The organism is Pantoea sp. Sc1 (genome assembly GCF_000255315.1).
GTDB classification, from domain to species: Bacteria; Pseudomonadota; Gammaproteobacteria; order Enterobacterales; family Enterobacteriaceae; genus Pantoea; species Pantoea anthophila.
Genome location: NZ_AJFP01000001.1, coordinates 1,140,705 through 1,163,559, shown reverse-complemented (window position 1 = coordinate 1,163,559; position 22,855 = coordinate 1,140,705). Strand labels below are relative to the sequence as shown.

Below are 22,855 nucleotides of genomic sequence, written 5' to 3'. Positions count from 1 at the left end.
GTGGCCTGCCGTGGACACGACGCGCAATGCCTCGTGTAAGAATGGGTGGAGCCTTACTCAACGTTACGTCCGGTGTTTGATAACGCAAGCGATTATCGGTCAGTTGGACGGCAGGCTCCGTTTGGTGCGTCATTCGGGCTTTATGAGCTCTTTTCCGCCAGGCGGGGCAATCATAAACAGGTGAATGAGCAGCTGCAGGATTATAGCAAGTTCCGTGCCAGAAAATAAATGATTATATTTTTCAGCATATTGCCTGCCTTAGCCCGCCTCCCCGTGCGAAAAGTCTGATGATGACAGGGGCGGAGTGTCGTCCGAAAGCGACATAAAATCACCCCTGTTCAGCAATCTAATAAAATCAGCAGGATAGATGTCGCCAGAAAGCGACATTCTCCTTACCGCTCTGTCGCCTTTTGCCAACAGGGGGCAAAAAAAGAGGAGGCCCGGAGGCCTCCTCTTTAATGCAGCGGATGAGATTAACCCAGCTGTCTGCGCGCGTTGCGGAAAATACGCATCCACGGGCTGTCTTCGCCCCACTCTGCCGGATGCCAGGAGTTGCTGACGGTACGGAATACGCGCTCCGGATGCGGCATCATGATGGTGACGCGACCACTTTCGTTCGTCACGGCCGTGATACCGTTTGGCGAGCCGTTCGGGTTAGCCGGATAGGTTTCGGTCACCTTACCGAAGTTATCCACGAAGCGCAGCGCCACCAGACCTTTCGATTCCAGCGCGGCCAGATGCGCCGCATCACGCACCTCAACGAAGCCTTCACCGTGGGAAACCGCGATAGGCATGTGCGAGCCAGCCATGCCGTCCAGCAGCAGTGACGGACTGGCGGCCACTTCGACCAGGCTGAAGCGGGCTTCGAAGCGCTCAGACTGGTTACGCACAAAGCGCGGCCAGAGATCGCTGCCCGGGATCAGCTCACGCAGATTCGACATCATCTGGCATCCGTTACAGACGCCCAGCGCCAGGGTCTGCGGACGGTGGAAGAAGGTTTCGAACTCATCACGCACGCGCGGGTTGAACAGAATCGATTTCGCCCAGCCCTCGCCAGCGCCCAGCACGTCACCGTAGGAGAAGCCACCACAGGCAACCAGCGCCTGGAACTCTTCCAGACCGCGACGACCGGCCAGCAGGTCGCTCATGTGCACATCAATGGCGGTGAATCCGGCCCGGTCGAAAGCCGCAGCCATTTCCACATGGGAGTTGACCCCCTGCTCACGCAGCACGGCGACCCGTGGACGCGCACCCGTAGCGATCATCGGTGCCGCAACATCTTCCTGCGGATCGAAGGTCAGATTAACGTTCAGGCCTGGGTCGCTGTCGTTTTTCTTCGCCTCATGCTCCTGATCCGCGCACGCCGGGTTGTCACGCAGGCGCTGCATCTGCCAGGTGGTCTCTGCCCACCAGGTCCGCAGCGTGGTCCGGCTTTCGCTGTAGACGGCACTCTCACCGGCACGGATCACGAAGCGGTCGCCCGGTTGCGCGCTGCCCAGCAGATGCGTTGAGGCGGCAAGGCCGTGATCGGCAAGGATCTGCTCAACCGCAGCACGATCGGCGGCGTTAATCTGAATCACGGCGCCCAGCTCTTCGGTAAACAGTGCGGCCAGCGCATCGTTACCCAGCGCGGCGATGTCAACGTCGATGCCGCAGTGACCGGCAAAGGCCATCTCGGCCAGGGTCACCAGCAGACCCCCGTCTGAGCGGTCGTGGTAAGCCAGCAGTTTCTGCTCAGCCACCAGCGCCTGAATGGCGTTAAAGAAGCCCGCCAGCTGAGTGGCATCGCGCACGTCCGCAGGCTTGTCGCCAAGCTGACGATAGACCTGAGACAGCGCGGTTGCGCCGAGGGTATTTGCCCCATTGCCAAGATCGATCAGCAGCAGCAGGTTATCCCGGTCGGCCTGCAACTGCGGCGTAACGGTGCGGCGCACATCTTCGACCCGGGCAAACGCGGTAATCACCAGCGACAGCGGAGAGGTCATCTCACGCTGTTCGGTGCCTTCCTGCCAGCGGGTTTTCATCGACATCGAATCTTTACCGACCGGGATGGTGATCCCCAGCGCCGGACAGAGCTCTTCGCCGACCGCTTTCACCGCCGCATATAAACCGGCATCTTCACCCGGATGACCGGCTGCAGACATCCAGTTTGCCGAAAGCTTCACGCGCTTCAGCGAGCCAATCTGGGTTGCCGCCAGGTTGGTCAGCGCTTCACCCACGGCCAGGCGGCCCGAGGCGGCGAAGTCGAGCAGTGCAACAGGCGAACGTTCGCCGAGGGCAAAGGCTTCACCGTGATAGCTGTCGAGGCTGGCGGTGGTCACGGCACAGTTGGCGACCGGGATCTGCCACGGTCCGACCATCTGATCGCGCGCCACCATGCCGGTCACGCTGCGGTCACCGATGGTGATCAGGAAGGTTTTTTCCGCCACGGCTGGCAGATGCAGGACACGGTTGACCGCATCAACCAGGGTAATGCCGTCACGCTGCAGCGCGTTGCCCTGCGCCTGCTGCGTTACCACATCCCGCGTCATCTTCGGCGTTTTACCGAGCAGAACGTCAAGCGGCATGTCGATCGGCTTATTATTGAAATGCGAATCTTCCAGGCTCAGGTGCAGCTCTTCGGTCGCTTCACCAATCACCGCAAACGGGGCGCGTTCGCGCTGGCAGATCGCTTCAAACTGCGCCAGCTGATCCGGAGCCACGGCCATCACATAACGTTCCTGTGATTCGTTGCACCACACTTCCAGCGGGCTCATGCCCGGCTCATCGCTCAGGATGTCACGCAGATTAAAGCGGCCGCCGCGTCCGCCGTCGCTGACCAGCTCTGGCATCGCATTGGAGAGGCCACCCGCGCCCACGTCGTGGATAAACAGAATCGGGTTCTCATCGCCCAGCTGCCAGCAGCGGTCGATCACTTCCTGGCAACGGCGCTCCATCTCCGGGTTATCGCGCTGAACGGAGGCGAAGTCGAGGTCTGCATCAGACTGGCCCGAGGCCATTGATGACGCGGCACCGCCGCCCAGACCGATGTTCATGGCCGGGCCGCCCAGCACCACCAGTTTGGCACCGACGCTGATTTCGCCTTTCTGCACATGGTCGGCACGGATATTACCGATGCCGCCTGCCAGCATAATCGGCTTGTGATAGCCGCGCAGTTCGGTGCCGTTGTGGCTGGTGACCTGCTCTTCGTAGGTACGGAAGTAGCCATTCAGAGCCGGACGACCAAATTCGTTGTTAAACGCCGCCCCGCCCAGAGGACCGTCGGTCATGATCTCCAGCGCGCTGACGATGCGAGTCGGTTTACCGAAGTCCTCTTCCCACGGCTGCTCAAAGCCCGGGATGCGCAGGTTAGAAACGGAGAAGCCGACCAGGCCCGCTTTCGGCTTGGAGCCGCGTCCGGTTGCACCTTCATCACGGATTTCGCCACCGGAACCGGTCGCGGCGCCTGGCCACGGTGAGATGGCCGTCGGGTGGTTGTGTGTTTCCACCTTCATCAGGATGTGCGCCGCTTCCTGATGCCAGCGGTATTCGCTCTCTCCGGCGTCAGCGAAGAAGCGGCCCACTTCGGAGCCTTCCATCACGGCGGCGTTATCTTTATACGCAGAGAGCACGTAGTCCGGCGTCTGCTCCATCGTGTTTTTGATCATCTTAAACAGCGACTTTGGCTGTTTTTCGCCGTCGATAATCCAGTCGGCGTTGAAGATCTTGTGACGGCAGTGCTCAGAGTTCGCCTGAGCAAACATATAAAGTTCGATATCGTTGGGGTTGCGCCCCAGCGCGGTAAAGGCCGTCACCAGGTAGTCGATTTCATCATCCGCCAGCGCCAGACCCAGCGTGGTGTTCGCCTGAACCAGCGCCTGACGGCCCTCACCCAGCAGATCGACACTCTTCACCGGCTGCGGCGTATGGTGCGCGAATAATTGCTCAGCCTGCGCCAGATCGCTGAAGACCGTTTCCATCATCCGGTCATGCAGCAGTGTGCTCAGCGCCTGCCACTGCGTTTCGGTCAGCTGCGGGGCCTGCACATAAAAGGCCAGGCCGCGTTCGAGGCGGCGAACCTGCGGCAGGCCGCAGTTGTGGGCGATGTCGGTGGCTTTGGATGACCAGGGCGAAATCGTACCGGGACGCGGGGTCACCAGCAGCAGACGGCCCTGCGGGGCATGTTCAGCAAGAGAGGGACCATATTTCAGCAGGCGCTGCAGACGGCTCTGTTCGTCTGCGCTTAACGGCGTGCTGACATCAGCAAAATGGATGTACTCGGCGTAAATATCACTCACCGGCAGATGAGCGTCCTGAAAGCGGGTCAGCAGTTTGTTTACACGAAATGCCGACAGGGCGGGCGAACCACGCAGAATTTCCATTACATAAGTCTCTCGTCAGGGCGCCGGGCGACGCTTGATTGGGCGCAACAGGGAAAACGGGGCGTATTATAGAGAAAGCGCCTTCGCGACGAAACCGTTTGCGCACAATTTTTGGCGACACGGATTTGCCTGAAATTTGCGCAAAAGCTGCTATAAAAGTTGCTCAGCGTCATTTTGTTGCGCAAAATGCCCCTCGCTCTGGGAGTTCAAAGAAGACAAATACTGCCTTTAAAAGACAGAGGCCTTAGAGCCAGCGAGAGATAACTATTTGAAACGCCTAAAATTTAATTATCTGTTTATCGGTCTGGTTGCCGTGCTGTTAGCGTTAGCGCTGTGGCCATCCATTCCCTGGTATGGGGGTGGGCAGGACACGATTTCACAGATTAAATCACGGGGAGTGCTGCGCGTCAGTACCATCAATTCCCCCCTGACTTACTACACCGTCAATCAATCTCCGGCCGGTATGGATTATGAGCTGGCAAAACGTTTTGCTGATTATCTGGGCGTCAAGCTCAAGGTCACGGTGCGCCCTAATCTGAGCGATCTGTTTGATGACCTGGATGATGGCAAAGCCGATTTGCTGGCCGCTGGCCTGAATTACAACAGCGAACGCCTGACCCGTTATCAGACCGGGCCGGGTTACTACAACGTATCGCAGCAGCTGGTCTACCGCGTGGATAAGCCTCGCCCCAAAAACCTCGGTGACTTAAAGGGGCGGTTAACGGTTGCGTCCGGATCGGCTTACCTCTCCACGCTGAAGAGTGCCCGTTCCAATCAGTTCCCCGACCTGGACTGGGCCATCTCCACCGACCAGAGCCCGAAAGCCCTGCTGGAAGCGGTGGCAGACGGCAAGCTCGACTACACCATTGGTGATTCCGTCACCATCGCCCTGCTGCAGCGTATCTACCCGCAGCTGGCGGTGGCGTTCGACGTGACTGATGAGGAGCCGGTCACCTGGTATGTGCGGCACAGCGACGATGACAGCCTGAATGCCGCGATGCTCGACTTCTTTAATGGCATGGGTGAAGAAGGCGCGATGGCGCGACTGGAGGAGAAGTATCTCGGCCACGTCGGCACCTTCGATTATGTCGATACCCGCACCTTCCTGCGCGCGATCGATAACACGCTGCCCGACATCAAGCCGCTGTTTGAGAAGTACGCCACCAGCATTGACTGGCGGCTGCTGGCGGCGATCTCCTATCAGGAGTCACACTGGAATCCTCAGGCCACCTCCCCTACCGGCGTGCGCGGCATGATGATGCTGACGCGCAACACCGCAGAGAGCCTGGATGTGGGCGACCGCACCGATCCTGAACAGAGTATTCGCGGCGGCAGTCAGTATCTGCAGGATATGATGTCGAAAGTGCCACAGACCATCCCGGAAGATGAGCGCATCTGGTTTGCGCTGGCCGCCTACAACATGGGCTACGCCCATATGCTGGATGTGCGGAAACTCACGGCCCGTCAGGGTGGCAATCCGGACAGCTGGGCAGATGTGAAGCTGCGGTTACCGATGCTGAGCCAGAAACGCTACTACGCCCAGACGACCTACGGCTATGCGCGCGGGCATGAGGCCTATAACTATGTGGAGAACATCCGCAAGTATCAGATCAGTCTGGTGGGCTATCTGCAGGAGCAGGAGAAGCGCCTGGCACGCCAGGCGGCGGAGGCAGCAGCCGAGGCCGAACTGGCCAAAGGCTATCCGGCGGTGGAGCCGAAGATCGCCATGAACTAACTCTGGCGTTGCGCCTGACGCAACGCTTTTTTCTCTTCGCGACGCATACGAAAGAAGTCGCTCAGCATCGCAGCACACTCCTCCGCCAGCACGCCGCTCGCTAACTCAACCTGATGGTTCATACCAGGGTGACCCAGCACATCCAGCAGCGAACCCGCCGCCCCGCTTTTCAGATCGTGCGCGCCATAGACCAGCCGGGTAATCCGGCTGTGCACCATCGCCCCGGCGCACATCACGCAGGGTTCCAGCGTCACATAGAGGGTGGTTTCCAGCAGACGGTAATTTTCCAGCACTTTGCCGCCCTGGCGCAGAGCCATGATCTCCGCATGGGCGGTGGGATCGTGCTGGCCAATGGGCCGGTTCCAGCCTTCGCCGATCACCCGGTCATTCTGCACCAGCACCGCCCCCACCGGCACTTCGCCCTGCTCCCAGGCCCGGCGTGCCAGGCTGAGCGCATGGCGCATCCAGTATTCATCTTGTTGTTTCATGCAGACCACTCCGGGCGACAGAAAAGCGGCGCATTATAACGGGTGCCGAAACTTATTCCAGCTGTTGCAGCTCACCTGCCGGTGTCACGCGCCAGCGATGCTGGCAGAAAAACAGCAGCGGGTTATCCTGTTTGCTGTCGCTGTAGCCGCTGTAGAGCTGCAACGGCGTGCCGATTTTCTCTTCGAGCTGGGCGACTTTCTCATGGCCGAGGCAGCGCATGGCCAGCACCCGTCCCCCCCAGCCGCGCCGCATCTGACTGGCAATCAACTTCACGCGCGGCAGAAAGGCGGAGTCATAGTAGACCTGCTCCACCAGCGACTGAGGCGATCCGGTGATCAGCCAGACGTCGGCGTCATCACTGCCGAGGTAGTCGGTCAGGCGCTGCTGCACCACCGGAAAGGCGGTAACCCGCTGACGAAACCACCGGGCAAACTCCGCCTCAAGACGCAGCAATGTCTGCTCTGAACGGCCAAAGGTAATCGACCAGAGCAGCAGGCTCATTGGCCAGCGGGCCGCCCGGCCTTTAAACAGCAGGCCGATCCCCACCACCGGCAGGAGGGGCACCACCAGCAACAGATTAAGTGGTCGCCGGCGCAGCAGATAGCGCATAAAGGTGCCGAACATGTCCTGCTGGTGCAAAGTGCCATCCAGGTCGAAAAATACGATGCGACGTTGTGTTCCCCTGGTCAAACAACTCTCCTTCGGGTCTGGTTCCGGAATCATAAAGAGTAGTGTAGCCATCATCAGGCGTAACGGCGATGAGTGTCATTTTTAATTCCGATGACTACAATGCCTGATGAATAGTTTATTCTTCTCCGATTATCCCCTGAATGATGAGGATTGGGCATGAGTTCATTGCTGCGCATTCGCCAGCTTTATCCACGTCTGGCACTGAACGAGCGTCGGCTGGCCGATTTTTTACTGTCGCAACCTGACAGGGCGCGTCATCTCAGCTCGCAGAAGCTGGCGGAGGAGTCCGGCGTCAGCCAGTCGAGCGTGGTGAAGTTTGCGCAGAAGCTGGGATACAAAGGATTTCCGGCGCTGAAGCTGGCGCTGAGTGAGTCACTGGCGGACAAGGATGCCATCACGGTGCATAACCATATTCTCAGCGACGACCCGCTCAAAATGGTGGGTGAAAAACTGCTGACCGAAAAGCTGTCGGCGATCCGGGCCACGCTGGATATCAACAGCGAAGAGAAGCTCAATGATGTGCTGCAGCTGCTGAAGAATGCCCGGCGTATTCTGCTGGTGGGGATTGGGGCGTCAGGTCTGGTGGCAAAAGACTTCTCCTGGAAGCTGATGAAGATCGGGATCAATGCCGTGGCGGAGCAGGATATGCACGCCCTGCTGGCCAGCGTCCAGGCAATGGGGCCAGGCGATGTGCTGCTCGCCATCTCCTATACCGGTGAACGGCGCGAGATCAATCTGGCCGCGCAGGAGGCCGCTGAGGTGGGTGCGGATGTGGTCGCCTTTACCGGCTTTACCCCGAATACGCTGCAGCAGAGCGCCAGTTACTGCCTCTATACGGTGGCGGAAGAGCAGAGTACCCGCAGCGCGGCGATCTCCTCGACGACGGCCCAGCTTGCGCTGACCGATCTGCTGTTTATGGCGCTGGTGCAAAACGATCCGGAGCGCGCTTCCAGCCACATTCGCCACAGCGAGGCGCTGGTGAAAAAGCTGGTCTGATCAGCGGGAGCGCGTATAATACCCGCGCTTTTTCTGTTGTTATCAGGTGGGAAACATGGCGTTATTGATTACGTCCAGATGCATTAACTGCGATATGTGCGAACCAGAGTGCCCGAATCAGGCGATCTCACTGGGCGAGGCGATCTATGAGATAGATGTCAGCCGCTGCACCGAATGTGTCGGCCATTATGAGGCGCCAACCTGTCAGCAGGTCTGCCCTATCGATAACACCATCATCGTTAACCCACAGCACACCGAATCACGCGATGCGCTGTGGGAGAAGTTTGTGCTGCTGCACGGCTAGTTTTCGATAATCACCGTGGCGCAGGCGTAGTGACGTTCATCTGCCAGTGTCACGTGTACCCGGCTGACGCCCAGCTGCTGTGCCACTTCCGCCGCGTGCTGGAAGAAGCGTAATCCCGGTTTTCCCAGCGCATCGTTGTAAACTTCAAACTGATTAAACGCCAGGCCGCCGCGAATGCCGGTACCAAAGGCCTTAGCCGCCGCCTCTTTCACCGCAAATCGCTTGGCGAGAAAACGCACCGGCTGCTGATGGGCCTGATACTGCTGCCATTCGGCTTCGCTCAGCACCCGACGCGCCAGACGATCGCCGGAGCGCTCAATCACCCCGGCAATGCGTTCGATCTCAACGATGTCCGTGCCCAGTCCCAGAATAGCCATCAGCGACGGGCTTCACGCAGCAGCTGTTTCATCTCTCTGACCGCTTCCGGCAGGCCACTCATCACCGCACGACCGATAATCGCATGGCCGATATTCAGCTCATGCATCTCCGGCAGTGCCGCTATGGGCAGGACGTTGTGGTAGGTCAGGCCGTGACCGGCATTCACCTTCAGCCCCAGGCTGGCAGCAAAGGTCGCGGCGTGGCGGATGCGTGCCAGTTCCGCCTCGCGCGCCAGCCCTTCCGGTGCTTCGGCGTAGGCACCGGTGTGAATTTCGATATAGGGCGCACCGCTGGCAACGGCAGCTTCGATCTGGCGGTGGTCGGCATCAATAAACAGCGACACCAGAATGCCCGCATCACTCAGCAGTCGTACCGCCGCAGTGATCTTCTCCTGCTGCCCTGCCACATCCAGGCCGCCTTCAGTGGTGACTTCCTGACGCTTTTCCGGCACCAGGCAGCAGAAATGGGGCTGAATATCGCAGGCGATACCGATCATCTCATCGGTCACCGCCATCTCCAGATTCATACGGGTCTGGATGGTGTCGCGCAGAATACGCACGTCGCGGTCAGTGATGTGGCGGCGATCTTCCCGCAGATGCACCGTGATGCCATCTGCGCCCGCCTGCTCAGCAATAAACGCCGCCTGCACCGGATCGGGATAATTTGTCCCACGGGCGTTTCGCACCGTGGCAATGTGATCGATATTGACGCCTAACAGCAACTCAGCCATGACTATCCTCACTTCTTTTCCATCGGGGTGTTGAGTGTACCGCGCCCAGGTCAGCAGGCGGTACGACCAGCGCTATTCATCTGTCTGTTCGGGCTTCTTCTTCGGGATAAACTGACGGAACAGCTCCTGACTCTTCAGCGGCTTGCCGCCCAGATAGGGCTTCAGGGCGATACGGGTAAAACGCTTCGCGGCGCGCAGGCTCTCCGCATCGGGAAAGTCGCGTTCATAGAGGACACGCAGTTCGCGGCCGGTAAAGCTGCGCTGATTGAGCACCAGGCTGGCGATAAAGCCACGCTCTTCGCGGTAGCTGTAGGTCATGTTATCCGTGATTGGCTCGCCGCTGCCTGCGCAGTGCAGGAAATCGACGCCATAGCCCAGGTGACCGAGCAGCGCCAGCTCAAAACGGCGCAGGGCCGGTTCGGGCTTGCCGTGCGTTGAGGCTAGCGCCTGCAGACAGTGAAGGTAGTCGAAGAAGAGTTCCTGGAAAGGCGATTCCTGCTGCAGCACGCGAGAGACCAGCTCATTTACGTAGAGACCGCAGTAGAGGGTGATGCCGCTGAGCGGCAGTGCCAGCGACACCGCTTCGGCGTTACGCAGGGTTTTGACTTCACCACGCCCGCTCCATCGCACCAGCAGGGGGGTAAAAGGCTGTAACGCGCCCTTCAGCTGTGAGCGCCGGGAACGTGCGCCCTTGGCCAGAACCCGCACCCGCCCTTCATTTTCACTGAACAGGTCGAGCAGCAGGCTGGTTTCGCTGAAGGGGCGACTATGCAGCACAAAAGCGCGTTGCCAGCCTTCCATCAGATCAGAGATCGTCTGTATAACCCAGGCTGCGCAGAGCACGTTCGTCATCTGCCCAGCCGGATTTCACTTTCACCCACAGTTCGAGATGCACTTTCGCTTCGAACATCTCTTCCATATCCCTGCGCGCTTCGGTGCCGATGGTTTTGATTTTGGCCCCTTTGTTGCCAATCACCATCTTCTTCTGCCCTTCGCGCTCGACCAGAATCAGACCGTTAATGTCGTAACCGCCCCGCTCGTTGCTTACGAAGCGTTCAATCTCCACCGTGACGGAATAAGGCAGTTCAGCGCCCAGGAAGCGCATCAGTTTTTCACGGATGATTTCAGACGCCATAAAGCGCTGGGAGCGGTCAGTGATGTAATCTTCCGGGAAGTGATGATCGGCCTGCGGCAGATGCTTGCGGGTGATCGCCGCAATGGTATCGACGTTTTTGCCGCTTTCGGCAGAGATCGGCACGATGTCGAGGAAGTTCATCTGCTGGCTCAGGAACTGCAGATGCGGCAGCAGCACGCTCTTGTCCTGGATATTATCGACCTTGTTGATCGCCAGGACGACCGGCACTTTGCCGTCACGCAGCTTGCCTAATACCATCTCATCGTCTGGCGTCCAGCGGGTGCCTTCCACCACGAAGATCACCAGCTCCACGTCGCCAATAGAGCTGCTGGCGGCGCGGTTCATCAGGCGGTTAATCGCGCGCTTCTCTTCCATGTGCAGACCGGGGGTATCGACGTAGATCGCCTGATATTCGCCCTCGGTGTGAATGCCCATGATGCGGTGGCGCGTGGTTTGCGGCTTACGCGAGGTGATCGACACCTTCTGCCCCAGCAGCTGGTTCAGTAAGGTGGATTTACCGACGTTAGGTCGGCCAACAATCGCGACAAAGCCGCAATAGGTAACGTTTTCGCTCATTCGAATCCTGAGTTATTCAGCGCCTGTTGTGGCGCCGAAAGAGTGCAATGTGTCTTAGCGCATCCGGCGTCCGCAGACGCCGGTATGCCGGAGTGCTATTCGAGGCCCAGCTTGATCAGCGCCTGCTCAGCGGCAGCCTGCTCAGCTTTACGACGGCTGGAGCCGACGCCGACAACCGGCTCGGCCATGCCACTCACCTGACAGTGAATGGTGAATTCCTGGTCGTGGGCTTCGCCACGCACCTGCACCACCAGATAGCTGGGCAGCGGCAGGTGTCGTCCCTGCAGATACTCCTGCAGGCGGGTTTTGGGATCTTTCTGTTTATCGCCCGGACTGATCTCATCAAGGCGTGTCCGGTACCAGTCGAGGATCAGCTGCTCTACCCGTTCGATACTGCTGTCGAGGAAGATGCCGCCAATCAGCGCTTCGACCGTATCGGCCAGAATCGATTCGCGGCGGAAGCCGCCGCTTTTCAGCTCGCCCGGCCCTAAGCGCAGGCATTCACCGAGGTCAAATTCGCGCGCCATTTCAGCCAGCGTATTGCCGCGCACCAGCGTGGCGCGCATGCGGCTCATGTCACCTTCATCAACCCGCGGGAAGCGATGATAAAGGGCATTCGCAATCACATAGCTAAGAATAGAATCGCCAAGAAATTCCAGGCGTTCGTTGTGCTTACTGCTGGCGCTGCGGTGTGTCAGGGCCTGCTGTAACAGTTCCGAATGAGTAAAAGTGTAGCCCAGTTTGCGCTGAAGCTTATTAATCAGGATGGGGTTCATGCGATTCCAGTTCTTTGTTGCGTCTGTGACTCTGCATACCAAACGGGGCTGGCTTTCCAGCACGTTCCGTTTGGTGTGCAGTGGCCTCCCAAAGGAGGCCACCCGTTTTGCCTGTTAATCAGACAATTTTATCAGTGAATACCGCCGATACGACTGAATCGTACGCCGGTTGGCCACTGGCCTTCCTGTTTCTCAAAGCTCATCCAGATAGCGACCGCTTTACCGACCAGGTTACGCTCCGGGACAAAGCCCCAGTAGCGGCTGTCGGCGCTGTTATCACGGTTGTCGCCCATCATGAAGTATTGCCCTTTCGGCACCACCCAGGTCGCCTGCGGCTGGCCCGGCTGCTGATAATACATGCCTGCCTGACTCTGCGCTTCGTTTACCAGCAGAATGTCATGCGTTACGCTTCCGATGGTCTCTTTACGGGTGCCCAGGCGCAGTCCGCCGCGCAGGGTATCGCCCTGCGGCACCTGATAAAAACCGTTACCGGTTTCGTTGCCATCAAAGCCGCTGAAGGTCTGGATAAACTTGCTTGGCTCAACGCTGGTGTAGGTCACCGGCAGCGCAGAGTCACAGGCTTTGCCCTCATCGCAGGCCGGTTTCACCGTCAGCGTCTTACTGTAAGGATCATAGATGACTTTATCGCCCGGCAGGCCAATCACGCGCTTAATGTAGTCCAGGCTCGGATCTTTCGGGTATTTAAAGACCGCGATATCGCCGCGCTTCGGCTGACCGGTTGGGATCAGCGTGGTCTGGGTGATCGGGTCTTTAATCCCGTAGGCAAACTTCTCCACCAGGATAAAGTCACCGATCAGCAGGGTTGGCATCATCGAGCCAGACGGGATCTGGAACGGTTCGTAGATAAACGAACGCACGATGAACACCACGGCCAGCACCGGGAAAACAGAGGCGGTGGTCTCCACCCAGCCAGGCTGTGAAGAGACCTTCGCCAGCGTTTTGCTGTCGAGTGCATTGCCGGTCTGCGCCTGCGCCGCGGCCTGCTTTGCACGGCGCTCCGGCGCCCATTTGAAACGATCAATTACCCAGACGATGCCAGTAATCAGCGTCGCTATCGCCAGAACCAGGGCGAACATATTAGCCATTGGAAATCCTTATTTGCTGTCCTTACCGACATGCAGAATGGCGAGGAACGCTTCCTGTGGCAGCTCAACGTTGCCAACCTGCTTCATTCGCTTCTTACCATCTTTCTGCTTCTGCAACAGTTTCTTCTTACGGCTGACGTCACCGCCATAACATTTGGCGAGCACGTTTTTACGCAGCTGTTTAACCGTTGAACGTGCGATGATGTGGTTACCAATGGCGGCCTGAATCGCAATATCAAACTGCTGACGCGGGATGAGATCTTTCATCTTCTCAACCAGTTCACGGCCGCGATAAGGGGCGTTGTCGCGGTGCGTGATCAGCGCCAGCGCATCCACACGCTCAGAGTTGATCAGAACGTCAACGCGCACCATGTCAGAGGTCTGGAAACGCTTGAAGTTGTAATCCAGCGAGGCATAACCGCGTGAGGTCGACTTCAGACGGTCAAAGAAGTCGAGCACCACTTCTGCCATCGGAATTTCGTAGGTCAGCGCGACCTGGTTGCCGTGGTAAACCATGTTGGTCTGCACGCCACGCTTCTCAATACAGAGCGTAATGACGTTGCCCAGATACTCCTGCGGCAGCAGCATGTGACATTCCGCAATCGGTTCACGCAGCTCTTCAATGTTGTTCAGTGGCGGCAGCTTAGAGGGGCTGTCGACATAGACGGTATCACCGCTTGTGGTCACGACTTCATACACAACCGTCGGCGCGGTGGTGATCAGGTCGAGATCGTATTCACGCTCCAGACGCTCCTGAATGATCTCCATGTGCAGCAGACCCAGGAAGCCGCAGCGGAAACCAAAGCCCAACGCCGTTGAGCTTTCTGGCTCATAGAACAGCGAGGCGTCGTTCAGGCTGAGCTTGCCGAGCGCATCACGGAAGGCTTCATAGTCATCGGAGCTGATCGGGAACAGACCGGCGTAAACCTGCGGCTTCACTTTTTTGAAGCCAGGCAGCGCTTTGTCAGCCGGGTTGCGAGCGGTGGTCAGGGTATCGCCCACCGGCGCGCCGAGGATATCTTTGATGGCGCAGACCAGCCAGCCCACTTCACCGCAGTTCAGTTCGGTACGGTCGACCTGTTTCGGAGTAAAGATGCCCAGACGGTCCGCGTTGTAGGTCTGGCCGGTGCTCAGGACTTTAATCTTGTCGCCTTTGCGCATGGTGCCGTTTTTCACACGCACCAGTGAGACCACGCCCAGGTAGTTATCAAACCAGGAGTCGATAATCAGTGCCTGCAGTGGCGCTTCCGGATCGCCTTCCGGCGGCGGAATATCGCGCACTAAACGTTCCAGCACGTCAGGCACGCCAACGCCGGTTTTGGCAGAACAGCGCACCGCATCGGCGGCATCAATGCCGACGATATCTTCAATCTCCTGCGCCGCGCGCTCAGGGTCGGCAGCCGGCAGGTCGATTTTGTTCAGAACCGGCACTACTTCCAGATCCATCTCAATCGCGGTGTAGCAGTTCGCCAGTGTCTGCGCTTCAACACCCTGACCGGCATCCACCACCAGCAGTGCCCCTTCACAGGCAGCCAGTGAGCGGGACACTTCATAGGAGAAGTCTACGTGACCCGGGGTGTCGATGAAATTGAGCTGGTAAGTTTCGCCGTCTTTCGCATGGTAGTCGAGTGTGACGCTCTGTGCTTTGATGGTGATGCCACGCTCACGCTCCAGATCCATAGAGTCAAGAACCTGCGCAGCCATTTCACGGTCTGTGAGGCCACCGCAGATCTGAATAAGGCGGTCAGAGAGCGTGGATTTACCATGGTCGATATGAGCGATGATGGAGAAATTTCTTATGTGCTTCATTTATAGGGATATCTTCGCTTAAAATTCAGTTGAAAACCTGAGCACAGACACATTCAGGAAGATCGCTCTTTACCCACAATCCTGTCAGCCTCATTAATGACGACGCATATTACACTGTTAACGCCGCGCATAAAAGAATGGAACGAGGTGGAAGCGAAACAGATATCTGCGCAGGGCAGAACGGACAAAGGCCGCGGAGTGCGCGGCCTGGACGTGCGTTACGCTTCGCTTTCGACACGCAGCGCATCGGGAGGTAACGCGATGTTGAGGATCACCGGCTGAAAGGCTTCGCGATCGCCAAATTTCAGTGAAACGCCTTTGGCGATAATAAAGCCGCCAACGCCGCCCAGCAGTGCACCGCAGGCCGCCGCCAGATCGCTGCTGAACAGCGACTGAAACAGACCCGCCACCAGAAAGAGGCCCAGCAGCGGCGTCATGTAGACCAGCAGCGCCGAACCGAGCAGGCTGCTCTCTCTGATGCCCAGTTCGATGCGCTGCCCCGGCTGCAGTGGCTCGCTGCTGGCGATCTGCATCACGTGCGCATTTTTCGGGCCGAGTTTATTCAGCATATGACTGCCACAGCCTTTGCGCGCCTGGCAGCTGTTGCAGGAAGTTTTTTGCTTCAGTGTGCAGCGTGGCGATGCCATCCTGCCATGCCACCACGGTGGCCCATTCTCTCATCATTTCTGTGATCCCAGGTCGATGCTGTCCGCAATACGTTTAGCGGTTGAAGGCGGTATCTCGCCAATCACCGCAATCTCGTAATTATTGCGCACAACAGTCTGAACCGTACGACGCCCAGTGCGCAATGTCTGGGTAAGGCTGGTTTTATCCGCCGGCGTCACGTTGATCGCAAAACTGAACAGGCCGTCGCTGTAGAGCTTCGATTCCATATTTTTGTTCAGCGCCGGCAGCGAACGGCGATTCTGCGACACCAGTGACATCCCGGCCGGGATCCAGCCTGGCTGCCAGGTGAGCGTGACCGCATCCCCTTTCGGCACCGACAGCGACGGCGGCAGATTGGCTTTCTCCAGCCCCTGCATCAGGTTACGCACCCCCTCATCCACCGCAAAACTGATCACGCGGAACTGCTCCAGCGTTTCACCATCACGGTCAAGCAGGTCAATGCGCAGCGGCAGTTTGGTGTCGACATCCAGCCAGACCACATAGCTGTAGCGGGTGCCATCCCGTGAAACGATACGCAGCACATCACACATCTGATCGGCAATGCGCGAGCGCCCTACGGTAATAAAATCGTAGGCGCTGGCCAGCTTGCTGAAGTCAGCAAAAATCACAGACGGCAGTGCGTCAATGATGTGATTGCCGGGAAGCGAAAAGGGATCGAGGCCAGGTTCGAAGTAACTGATATCGTTGCCGCGCTGGATCACTTCCCGACGCGGCCCGTCCATCTGCAGCAGCTGAGCGAATATCCGGTTATCGATCACAGCATGTCGATAGCGCAGCGATTCGATGCCGATGCGGGAGACGTTGATATAGGCGAATTCGTAGTTGAGGTTCTGGCTTGCCTGTTCCATCTGCTGCAATAGCGCCCCGGACGCCGAAGTTTGCGCCGGGGAGACAGATGACCACAACAGGCTGCCTGCCAGCAGGCTAACAGCATACCAATGCGGCTTCATTACTGCTGCTGCTGTCCTAAAGATTGGTTTCCGGGAACATCCACCTGTGCCTGTTTAGGGGCATCGGTTTCGAATTGCAGCTGATCAGCGTGCAGACGACGCTGCAGTTCATAATCCTGCAGCATCGCATTGACGCGACGACGTTGATCCTGAACCTGCTGATTAGAACTGTTGGTGTCAAACGCATCAGACGGCACGCCCAGGCTGACCGGCGACGCTTTACCCATCATCGGCAGCGTATTGAACACCGGCGAGTCAGAGGTCTGAGTCGCGCTACCCTCAGGCTGATTGTAGTGCTGAACACCCACGATGACGGCCAGTGACACACAGGCTGCCACACCCACCTGCGTCAGCTGAGCTGCCCACGGACGCGCTTTTTTCCAGAACGGCATTTTTTCCCAGCGGGAAGGTTCTGGCTGAGCTTCAGGAATCAGCGTTGTGACAGAACGCAGCGGTTCTTTTTCGATAGCAGCAGCGACGCGCGCAGAGATATCGAAATGCAGGTGCTCACTCACGTCACCGCGCATGGTATCGCGGATCAGGTGATAGCTTGCCCAGCTTTTCTGCAGTTCTGCGTCCTTCGATAAGGCGGAAAACAGCTCGTTATCTAAGGTCTCACCATCCATTAAAGCGGAAAGTTTTTCTTTCTGCATGCCTATGTACCCTTCCAGTAGCCGTTATCACTGACGTTGGATAAGCGGTTGAACTTTGTTATCAATAGCCTCTCGCGCACGAAAGATACGTGATCGAACAGTGCCTACCGGGCAATCCATAATGACGGCGATCTCTTCATAGCTCAGGCCGTCCAGTTCCCTGAGGGTGATTGCCATACGCAAATCCTCGGGTAGCGCCTCGATGGTACGAAAGACAATTTGTTTCAATTCGTCAGACAACATTAAGTTCTCAGGGTTCGAAATTTCTTTTAATGCACCCGCACTTTCGAAATTTTCTGCGTCAATCGCATCCACATCGCTGGATGGCGGACGACGCCCCTGAGCAACCAGGTAATTTTTCGCTGTATTGACCGCAATGCGGTACAGCCAGGTATAAAAGGCGCTATCGCCACGGAATGAATCCAGTGCGCGATACGCTTTGATAAATGATTCCTGTACGACATCAGGCACATCGCCTGAAGGTACATAGCGTGAAACCAGGCTCGCCACTTTGTGCTGGTAACGAATCACCAGTAAGTTGAAAGCTTTTTGATCTCCCTTCTGAACCCGCTCGACAAGAACCTGATCCGTTAACTGCTCGCTCATCCGAGGTAATGTCTCCCCAAACTTTTCTTACGCATAAAGTAACTGCCAGCACATCTCATTGGTTCTGAGCAAGCATGCGCTTAGAGTTGTGATGTGGTGCGAAGTTCACTTCCCGACCTGATATTTGCCGCTCCGGAATTGATTACACAGGTTGTTCGTTTTCGTTCAGTGTAAGGAGCGCAAATCGCAGGCAGAGTAACCTATGACAACAGCTTTTTCATCATTAAATCCTCCGCCGATAATAAGTTTGGTATAGAAAACAGAGCTCAAATTGTACTGTTTATAACTTAATGATTATCGGTAATTTTTCTGAATTCACACCGTGAATCTGCGAACTTTTGTTTAAAATACTTCACAGCGACCGGCTCAGGGCTTATGCTCAGGGCAATCTTTGTTTAGTAAATTAAACACCATGACAAATGCGAATCCGGATTATCAGTGTGATGTATTGATTGTGGGCAGCGGTGCGGCGGGCCTCTCTTTAGCGCTGCGCCTGGCGAAACAGTATCAGGTCACGGTGCTCAGCAAAGCGCAGGTTAATGAAGGCTCTACGCTTTATGCTCAGGGCGGCATTGCAGCGGTGTTCGATGAGACCGACAGTATTGAAGCGCATATAGAAGATACGCTGATTGCCGGCGCCGGACTGTGCGACCGGGAGGCGGTCTCGTTTATCGCCAGTAATGCGCGGCACTGCGTGCAGTGGCTGATCGACAATGGCGTTGCCTTTGATCTCGATCCGCAGGCCTCAGGCGAGATGCGCTATCACCTGACGCGCGAAGGCGGACACAGCCATCGCCGTATTCTGCACAGTGCCGATGCCACCGGTCATGCGGTTGAAACCACGCTGGTAAGCCAGGCGCTCAGCCATCCCAACATCCGCATTCTGGAACGCACTAACGCGGTCGATCTGATTCTCTCCGATAAAATCGGCCTGCCTGGCCCGCGCCGGGTGGTGGGTGCCTGGATCTGGAACCGTAACCGCGAGCAGGTGGAAACCTGTCAGGCGCGGGCGGTGGTGCTGGCGACTGGCGGCGCCGCCAAAGTGTATCAGTACACCACGAATCCTGACGTCGCCTCCGGTGACGGCATCGCGATGGCCTGGCGTGCGGGCTGCCGGGTCGCCAACCTCGAATTTAATCAGTTTCATCCCACCTGCCTGTTTCATCCCCAGGCGCAGAACTTCCTGCTGACTGAAGCCCTGCGCGGAGAAGGCGCCTGGCTGGTGCGTCCCGATGGCAGCCGTTTCATGCCCGATTTTGATGAGCGCGCCGAGCTGGCTCCGCGCGATATCGTCGCACGTGCCATCGATCATGAGATGAAGCGGCTGGGCGTGGACTGCATGTATCTGGATATCAGCCACCAGCCGGAAGAGTTTGTGCGCGCCCACTTCCCGATGATCTATGAAAAGCTGCTGACCTTTGGCTTCGACCTGACCCGGGAACCGATCCCGATCGTGCCAGCCGCCCACTATACCTGCGGCGGCGTGATGGTGGATCAGCATGGGCAGAGTGACGTCAGCGGCCTGTATGCCATCGGTGAGGTGAGCTACACCGGCCTGCATGGTGCGAACCGCATGGCTTCTAACTCGCTGCTGGAGTGCCTGGTCTATGGCTTGTCAGCCGCCGAAGCGCTGATCCAGAGCCTGCCTGGCATAGACGCTGTGACCACCCTGCCCGCCTGGGATGAGAGCCAGGTCGATGATGCCGATGAGCGCGTCGTCATCCAGCACAACTGGCATGAGCTGCGGCTCTTCATGTGGGATTATGTCGGCATTGTGCGTACGACGCGGCGACTGGAGCGGGCTTTGCGCCGCATCACCCTGCTTCAGCAGGAGATCGATGAGTATTACCGTCACTTCCGCCTCTCCAATCATCTCCTGGAACTGCGGAATCTGGTTCAGGTGGCGGATCTGATGGTGCGCTGTGCGCTGGAGCGAAAAGAGAGTCGCGGCCTGCACTATATCCGCGACTACCCGAACCTGCTGCCAGAGGCGCGACCGACAATTCTGACGCCGCCCGGCTACATAAAGAGATAGAATGCCCGCGTCAGGCTGCACCACTCATCCGAATAGTGGGTGTCTGCTGCGCGGATAGCGAGCCGCTCCAGCAGGGTTTCGCCAGGCTTCGGCGAAAAGCCCAGCACAACCCGGTGCGGCGGACGATGGGCATACTCCGCCACATCCAGGCGCGAACGCAGATGCCAGCCATCCGCCTCTGCCAGCGCGATAAAATCCTGGCCGATGGCGGCAGGCAGCACCACGCAGAACATCCCCTCCTCCTCAATCAGTAACGCCGCGCTGCGCAGTAACGTCTGATGGTCGAGCGAGGCTGTGGCGCGGGCGCTGTCCCGCGCTGGCGTAGAACAGGCCACGCCAGGCGCAAAGTAAGGGGGGTTACTGACGATGAGGGAATAACGCGCGGTGGACTCCTCTGCCCAGCGGGCAATGTCGTGCTGATGCACCCGGATCCGTTCAGGCCACGGCGACTGCTGCACATTCTCCTGCGCCTGCTGCGCGGCCTCAGGCTCTAATTCAACCGCATCGACCAGCACCTGCGACGGTGTACGCTGCGCCAGCATCAGGGCAATCAGCCCGCTGCCGCTGCCGATATCCAGAATGCGTCTGACCCCGGCCACCGGTGCCCAGGCCCCGAGCAGAATGGCATCGGTTCCCACTTTCATCGCACAGCGATCGTGCGCGACAAAAAATTGTTTAAAGGTAAAACCGTTCTTGTTTAACTGTGGCCGTTCACGCGGCTTATCCTGCATCATTCGTCACTACCATCGTTTTTTCCTGCCGTCCGGCAGCGCATGAGTGTAACGTGGCAACAGAGGGAATTCACGCGGCAGACAACCCCAGGCGCAGCGGAAACGGATTAACAGATGAAGATTCAGTCTGATCTGTCTATAATCAGCGCCCCAAACTGAGGTAGACCATGACAGTAACCACATTTTCCGAACTCGAACTCGACGAAAGCCTGCTACAAGCGTTGCAGGAAAAAGGCTTCACGCGTCCAACAGTGATTCAGGCTGCTGCAATTCCGCCCGCGCTGGAGGGCCGCGACGTTCTGGGTTCGGCACCTACCGGGACCGGGAAAACCGCCGCCTATCTGTTACCGGCGCTGCAGCACCTGCTTGATTTTCCGCGCAAGAAATCTGGCCCGCCACGCATCCTGATTGTGACCCCGACCCGCGAACTGGCGATGCAGGTCGCCGAACATGCGCGTGAGCTGGCAAAACATACCCATCTGGATATCGCGACCATCACGGGCGGCGTGGCCTACATGAACCATGCCGAAGTGTTCAGCGAAAACCAGGATATCGTGGTCGCGACCACCGGCCGCCTGCTGCAGTATATTAAAGAAGAGAACTTCGACTGCCGCGCCGTGGAAACGCTGGTGCTGGATGAAGCGGACCGTATGCTGGATATGGGCTTCGCCCAGGATATCGAAACCATCGCGGCTGAAACGCGCTGGCGCAAACAGACCCTGCTCTTCTCCGCCACGCTGGAAGGCGACAACATCTGCGATTTCGCCGAACGTCTGCTGAACGATCCGGTTGAGCTGGAAGCGGATCCAAGCCGTCGCGAGCGTAAAAAGATCCAGCAGTGGTACTACCGCGCTGACGATCTTGAGCACAAAACCAAGCTACTGATCCATCTGCTGAAGCAGCCGGAAGTGACACGCAGCATCGTGTTCGTGCGCAAGCGTGAGCGTCTGCATGAGCTGGTGAGCTGGCTGCACGAAGCGGGGATTCGCACCAGCTATCTGGAAGGCGAAATGGTGCAGGCGAAGCGTAATGAAGCGATCAAACGTCTGAGTGAAGGACGGGTGAACGTGCTGGTTGCCACCGACGTTGCGGCGCGCGGTATCGATGTTGAAGATGTCAGCCACGTCTTCAACTATGACATGACGCGCACCGCCGATACCTATCTGCATCGTATTGGCCGTACCGGTCGCGCCGGTCGTAAAGGCATCGCCATCTCGCTGGTGGAAGCGCACGATTACGTCCTGCTGGGTAAAATCACCCGCTACGTTAATGAGCCGATTAAAGCGCGCGTCATTGACGAGCTGCGTCCGGTGACCCGCGCTCCAAGTGCGAAAACCACCGGCAAACCGTCGAAAAAGGTGCTGGCTAAGCGCGCAGAGAAGAAAGCGAGCGAAACTGAAAAACCCCGCGTGAAAAAACGCCATCGTGATGCCAAAAATATCGGCAAACGCCGTAAGGCAAGCGGCACCGCGTCCGCTAACGAGAATGCGGAATAAAACAGCGCTTAAACAAAAAAATCGCCTCTGATGAGGCGATTTTTTTAGCTGACAGCTGTTAACAGCCTTTTCACACCATTTTACCTGCCTGATCGCGTCACTGGCGATACTCACTGACCGGCTCGCTGCACATGACTCTCTATCTTGCTGATAAGGATGATAAAATATGCTGTGTGCGCTTTGCGTTTATTTTCAGCGTCCGATCACTCAGGCTACTTAAAGACTTTCGGTAAAAGTACGGGCAATCACGTCACGCTGCTGTTCAGGAGTCAGTGAGTTGAAGCGCACGGCATAGCCCGACACGCGGATGGTCAGCTGCGGGTAGTTTTCCGGGTGCTTCACCGCATCTTCCAGCGTTTCACGACGCAGCACGTTGACGTTCAGATGCTGACCGCCTTCAACACGCACCTGCGGTTTGATTTCTACCGGAACTTCACGATAAGCAAATTCGCCCAGCTCGCTGATAGCCACAACCTGGTCTTCTTCATAACCCCCGGCGGCACACAGGCAACGCGCCTGGGCTTTCTCTTCGTCCAGCAGCCAGAAGGAGTTCAGCAGGTTGGCATGGTTGGATTGAGTGATCTGGATTCCTGTGATCATCTTTGCATCTCC

At 57.6% G+C, this 22,855-nt stretch carries 20 protein-coding genes and 1 pseudogene; 5 read left to right on the top strand and 16 right to left on the bottom strand.

The features are described from left to right. Nucleotides 1-473: 473 nt before the first annotated feature. A complete protein-coding gene (gene purL, locus S7A_RS05465; RefSeq protein WP_009088684.1) occupies nt 474-4,361 on the bottom strand; it encodes a phosphoribosylformylglycinamidine synthase in 3,888 nt (1,295 codons plus the stop codon). Nucleotides 4,362-4,629: 268 nt separating this feature from the next. Here purL and mltF point away from each other — a divergent pair, with 268 nt between their 5' ends. Then, complete coding sequence (gene mltF, locus S7A_RS05460) at nt 4,630-6,096, top strand: membrane-bound lytic murein transglycosylase MltF (protein ID WP_009088682.1); 1,467 nt, start codon at nt 4,630-4,632, stop codon at nt 6,094-6,096. On the opposite strand, the gene tadA is transcribed toward mltF, so the two are convergent. Together tadA and yfhb are read right to left on the bottom strand one after the other, a co-directional pair. Further along, nucleotides 6,093-6,584: a tRNA adenosine(34) deaminase TadA gene (gene tadA, locus S7A_RS05455; RefSeq protein ID WP_009088680.1), complete on the bottom strand. Its 492-nt coding sequence runs from the start codon at nt 6,582-6,584 to the stop codon at nt 6,093-6,095. The two genes, mltF and tadA, sit on opposite strands and share 4 nt — an antisense overlap. A 52-nt stretch (nt 6,585-6,636) precedes the next feature. After that, on the bottom strand, nt 6,637-7,275 hold the full coding sequence (gene yfhb, locus S7A_RS05450) for a phosphatidylglycerophosphatase C (RefSeq protein ID WP_009088677.1): 639 nt from the start codon (nt 7,273-7,275) through the stop codon (nt 6,637-6,639). Between the two features lie 156 nt (nt 7,276-7,431). Between yfhb and S7A_RS05445 the strand changes: the two genes are divergently transcribed. Further along, nucleotides 7,432-8,271 carry a MurR/RpiR family transcriptional regulator gene (locus S7A_RS05445; RefSeq protein ID WP_009088675.1) on the top strand — a complete coding sequence of 280 codons (840 nt, stop codon included), beginning with the start codon at nt 7,432-7,434 and terminating at the stop codon, nt 8,269-8,271. Nucleotides 8,272-8,326: 55 nt separating this feature from the next. Further along, entirely contained in the window at nt 8,327-8,575 is a 249-nt protein-coding gene (locus S7A_RS05440; RefSeq protein ID WP_009088672.1) for a YfhL family 4Fe-4S dicluster ferredoxin, read from the top strand. Here S7A_RS05440 and acpS read toward each other — a convergent pair. From acpS to rpoE, 11 genes and pseudogenes are all read right to left on the bottom strand, one after another. Then, nucleotides 8,572-8,952, bottom strand: a complete 381-nt coding sequence (acpS, locus tag S7A_RS05435) for a holo-ACP synthase (protein ID WP_009088670.1) — start codon at nt 8,950-8,952, stop codon at nt 8,572-8,574. The genes S7A_RS05440 and acpS overlap by 4 nt on opposite strands. Further along, complete coding sequence (pdxJ, locus tag S7A_RS05430) at nt 8,952-9,683, bottom strand: pyridoxine 5'-phosphate synthase (protein WP_009088667.1); 732 nt, start codon at nt 9,681-9,683, stop codon at nt 8,952-8,954. The genes acpS and pdxJ overlap by 1 nt, the downstream gene beginning before the upstream one ends. A 72-nt stretch (nt 9,684-9,755) precedes the next feature. Then, nucleotides 9,756-10,484 carry a DNA repair protein RecO gene (gene recO, locus S7A_RS05425; protein ID WP_009088665.1) on the bottom strand — a complete coding sequence of 243 codons (729 nt, stop codon included), beginning with the start codon at nt 10,482-10,484 and terminating at the stop codon, nt 9,756-9,758. A gap of 4 nt (nt 10,485-10,488) precedes the next feature. Then, nucleotides 10,489-11,394, bottom strand: a complete 906-nt coding sequence (gene era / locus S7A_RS05420; protein ID WP_009088664.1) for a GTPase Era — start codon at nt 11,392-11,394, stop codon at nt 10,489-10,491. Nucleotides 11,395-11,489: 95 nt separating this feature from the next. Further along, entirely contained in the window at nt 11,490-12,170 is a 681-nt protein-coding gene (gene rnc, locus S7A_RS05415; RefSeq protein WP_009088661.1) for a ribonuclease III, read from the bottom strand. 131 nt (nt 12,171-12,301) lie between these two features. Continuing rightward, nucleotides 12,302-13,276, bottom strand: coding sequence for a signal peptidase I (lepB, locus tag S7A_RS05410; protein ID WP_009088659.1), 975 nt, complete (start codon nt 13,274-13,276; stop codon nt 12,302-12,304). 9 nt (nt 13,277-13,285) lie between these two features. Then, entirely contained in the window at nt 13,286-15,085 is a 1,800-nt protein-coding gene (gene lepA / locus S7A_RS05405) for a translation elongation factor 4 (RefSeq protein WP_009088658.1), read from the bottom strand. 218 nt (nt 15,086-15,303) lie between these two features. Beyond that, nucleotides 15,304-15,769, bottom strand: a pseudogene (gene rseC, locus S7A_RS05400) (SoxR-reducing system protein RseC). Continuing rightward, the gene (gene rseB / locus S7A_RS05395) at nt 15,766-16,722 is read right to left on the bottom strand and encodes a sigma-E factor regulatory protein RseB (protein ID WP_009088656.1); all 957 of its coding nucleotides are present in this window, start codon (nt 16,720-16,722) and stop codon (nt 15,766-15,768) included. Before rseB ends, rseC begins: the two are co-directional and overlap by 4 nt. After that, nucleotides 16,722-17,375 carry an anti-sigma-E factor RseA gene (gene rseA, locus S7A_RS05390; RefSeq protein WP_009088654.1) on the bottom strand — a complete coding sequence of 218 codons (654 nt, stop codon included), beginning with the start codon at nt 17,373-17,375 and terminating at the stop codon, nt 16,722-16,724. Before rseA ends, rseB begins: the two co-directional genes overlap by 1 nt. A 27-nt stretch (nt 17,376-17,402) precedes the next feature. Beyond that, nucleotides 17,403-17,981, bottom strand: a complete 579-nt coding sequence (gene rpoE / locus S7A_RS05385; protein ID WP_009088652.1) for an RNA polymerase sigma factor RpoE — start codon at nt 17,979-17,981, stop codon at nt 17,403-17,405. A gap of 412 nt (nt 17,982-18,393) precedes the next feature. Between rpoE and nadB the strand changes: the two genes are divergently transcribed. Then, complete coding sequence (gene nadB / locus S7A_RS05380; protein ID WP_033736139.1) at nt 18,394-20,016, top strand: L-aspartate oxidase; 1,623 nt, start codon at nt 18,394-18,396, stop codon at nt 20,014-20,016. Here nadB and S7A_RS05375 read toward each other — a convergent pair. Then, complete coding sequence (locus S7A_RS05375) at nt 20,001-20,750, bottom strand: tRNA1(Val) (adenine(37)-N6)-methyltransferase (protein WP_009088648.1); 750 nt, start codon at nt 20,748-20,750, stop codon at nt 20,001-20,003. The genes nadB and S7A_RS05375 overlap by 16 nt on opposite strands. A 164-nt stretch (nt 20,751-20,914) precedes the next feature. Between S7A_RS05375 and srmB the strand changes: the two genes are divergently transcribed. Further along, nucleotides 20,915-22,243, top strand: a complete 1,329-nt coding sequence (gene srmB, locus S7A_RS05370; protein WP_033736138.1) for an ATP-dependent RNA helicase SrmB — start codon at nt 20,915-20,917, stop codon at nt 22,241-22,243. A gap of 216 nt (nt 22,244-22,459) precedes the next feature. Here srmB and grcA read toward each other — a convergent pair whose 3' ends face one another. Beyond that, nucleotides 22,460-22,843 carry an autonomous glycyl radical cofactor GrcA gene (gene grcA, locus S7A_RS05365; protein ID WP_009088643.1) on the bottom strand — a complete coding sequence of 128 codons (384 nt, stop codon included), beginning with the start codon at nt 22,841-22,843 and terminating at the stop codon, nt 22,460-22,462. Between the last annotated feature and the right edge of the window lie 12 nt (nt 22,844-22,855).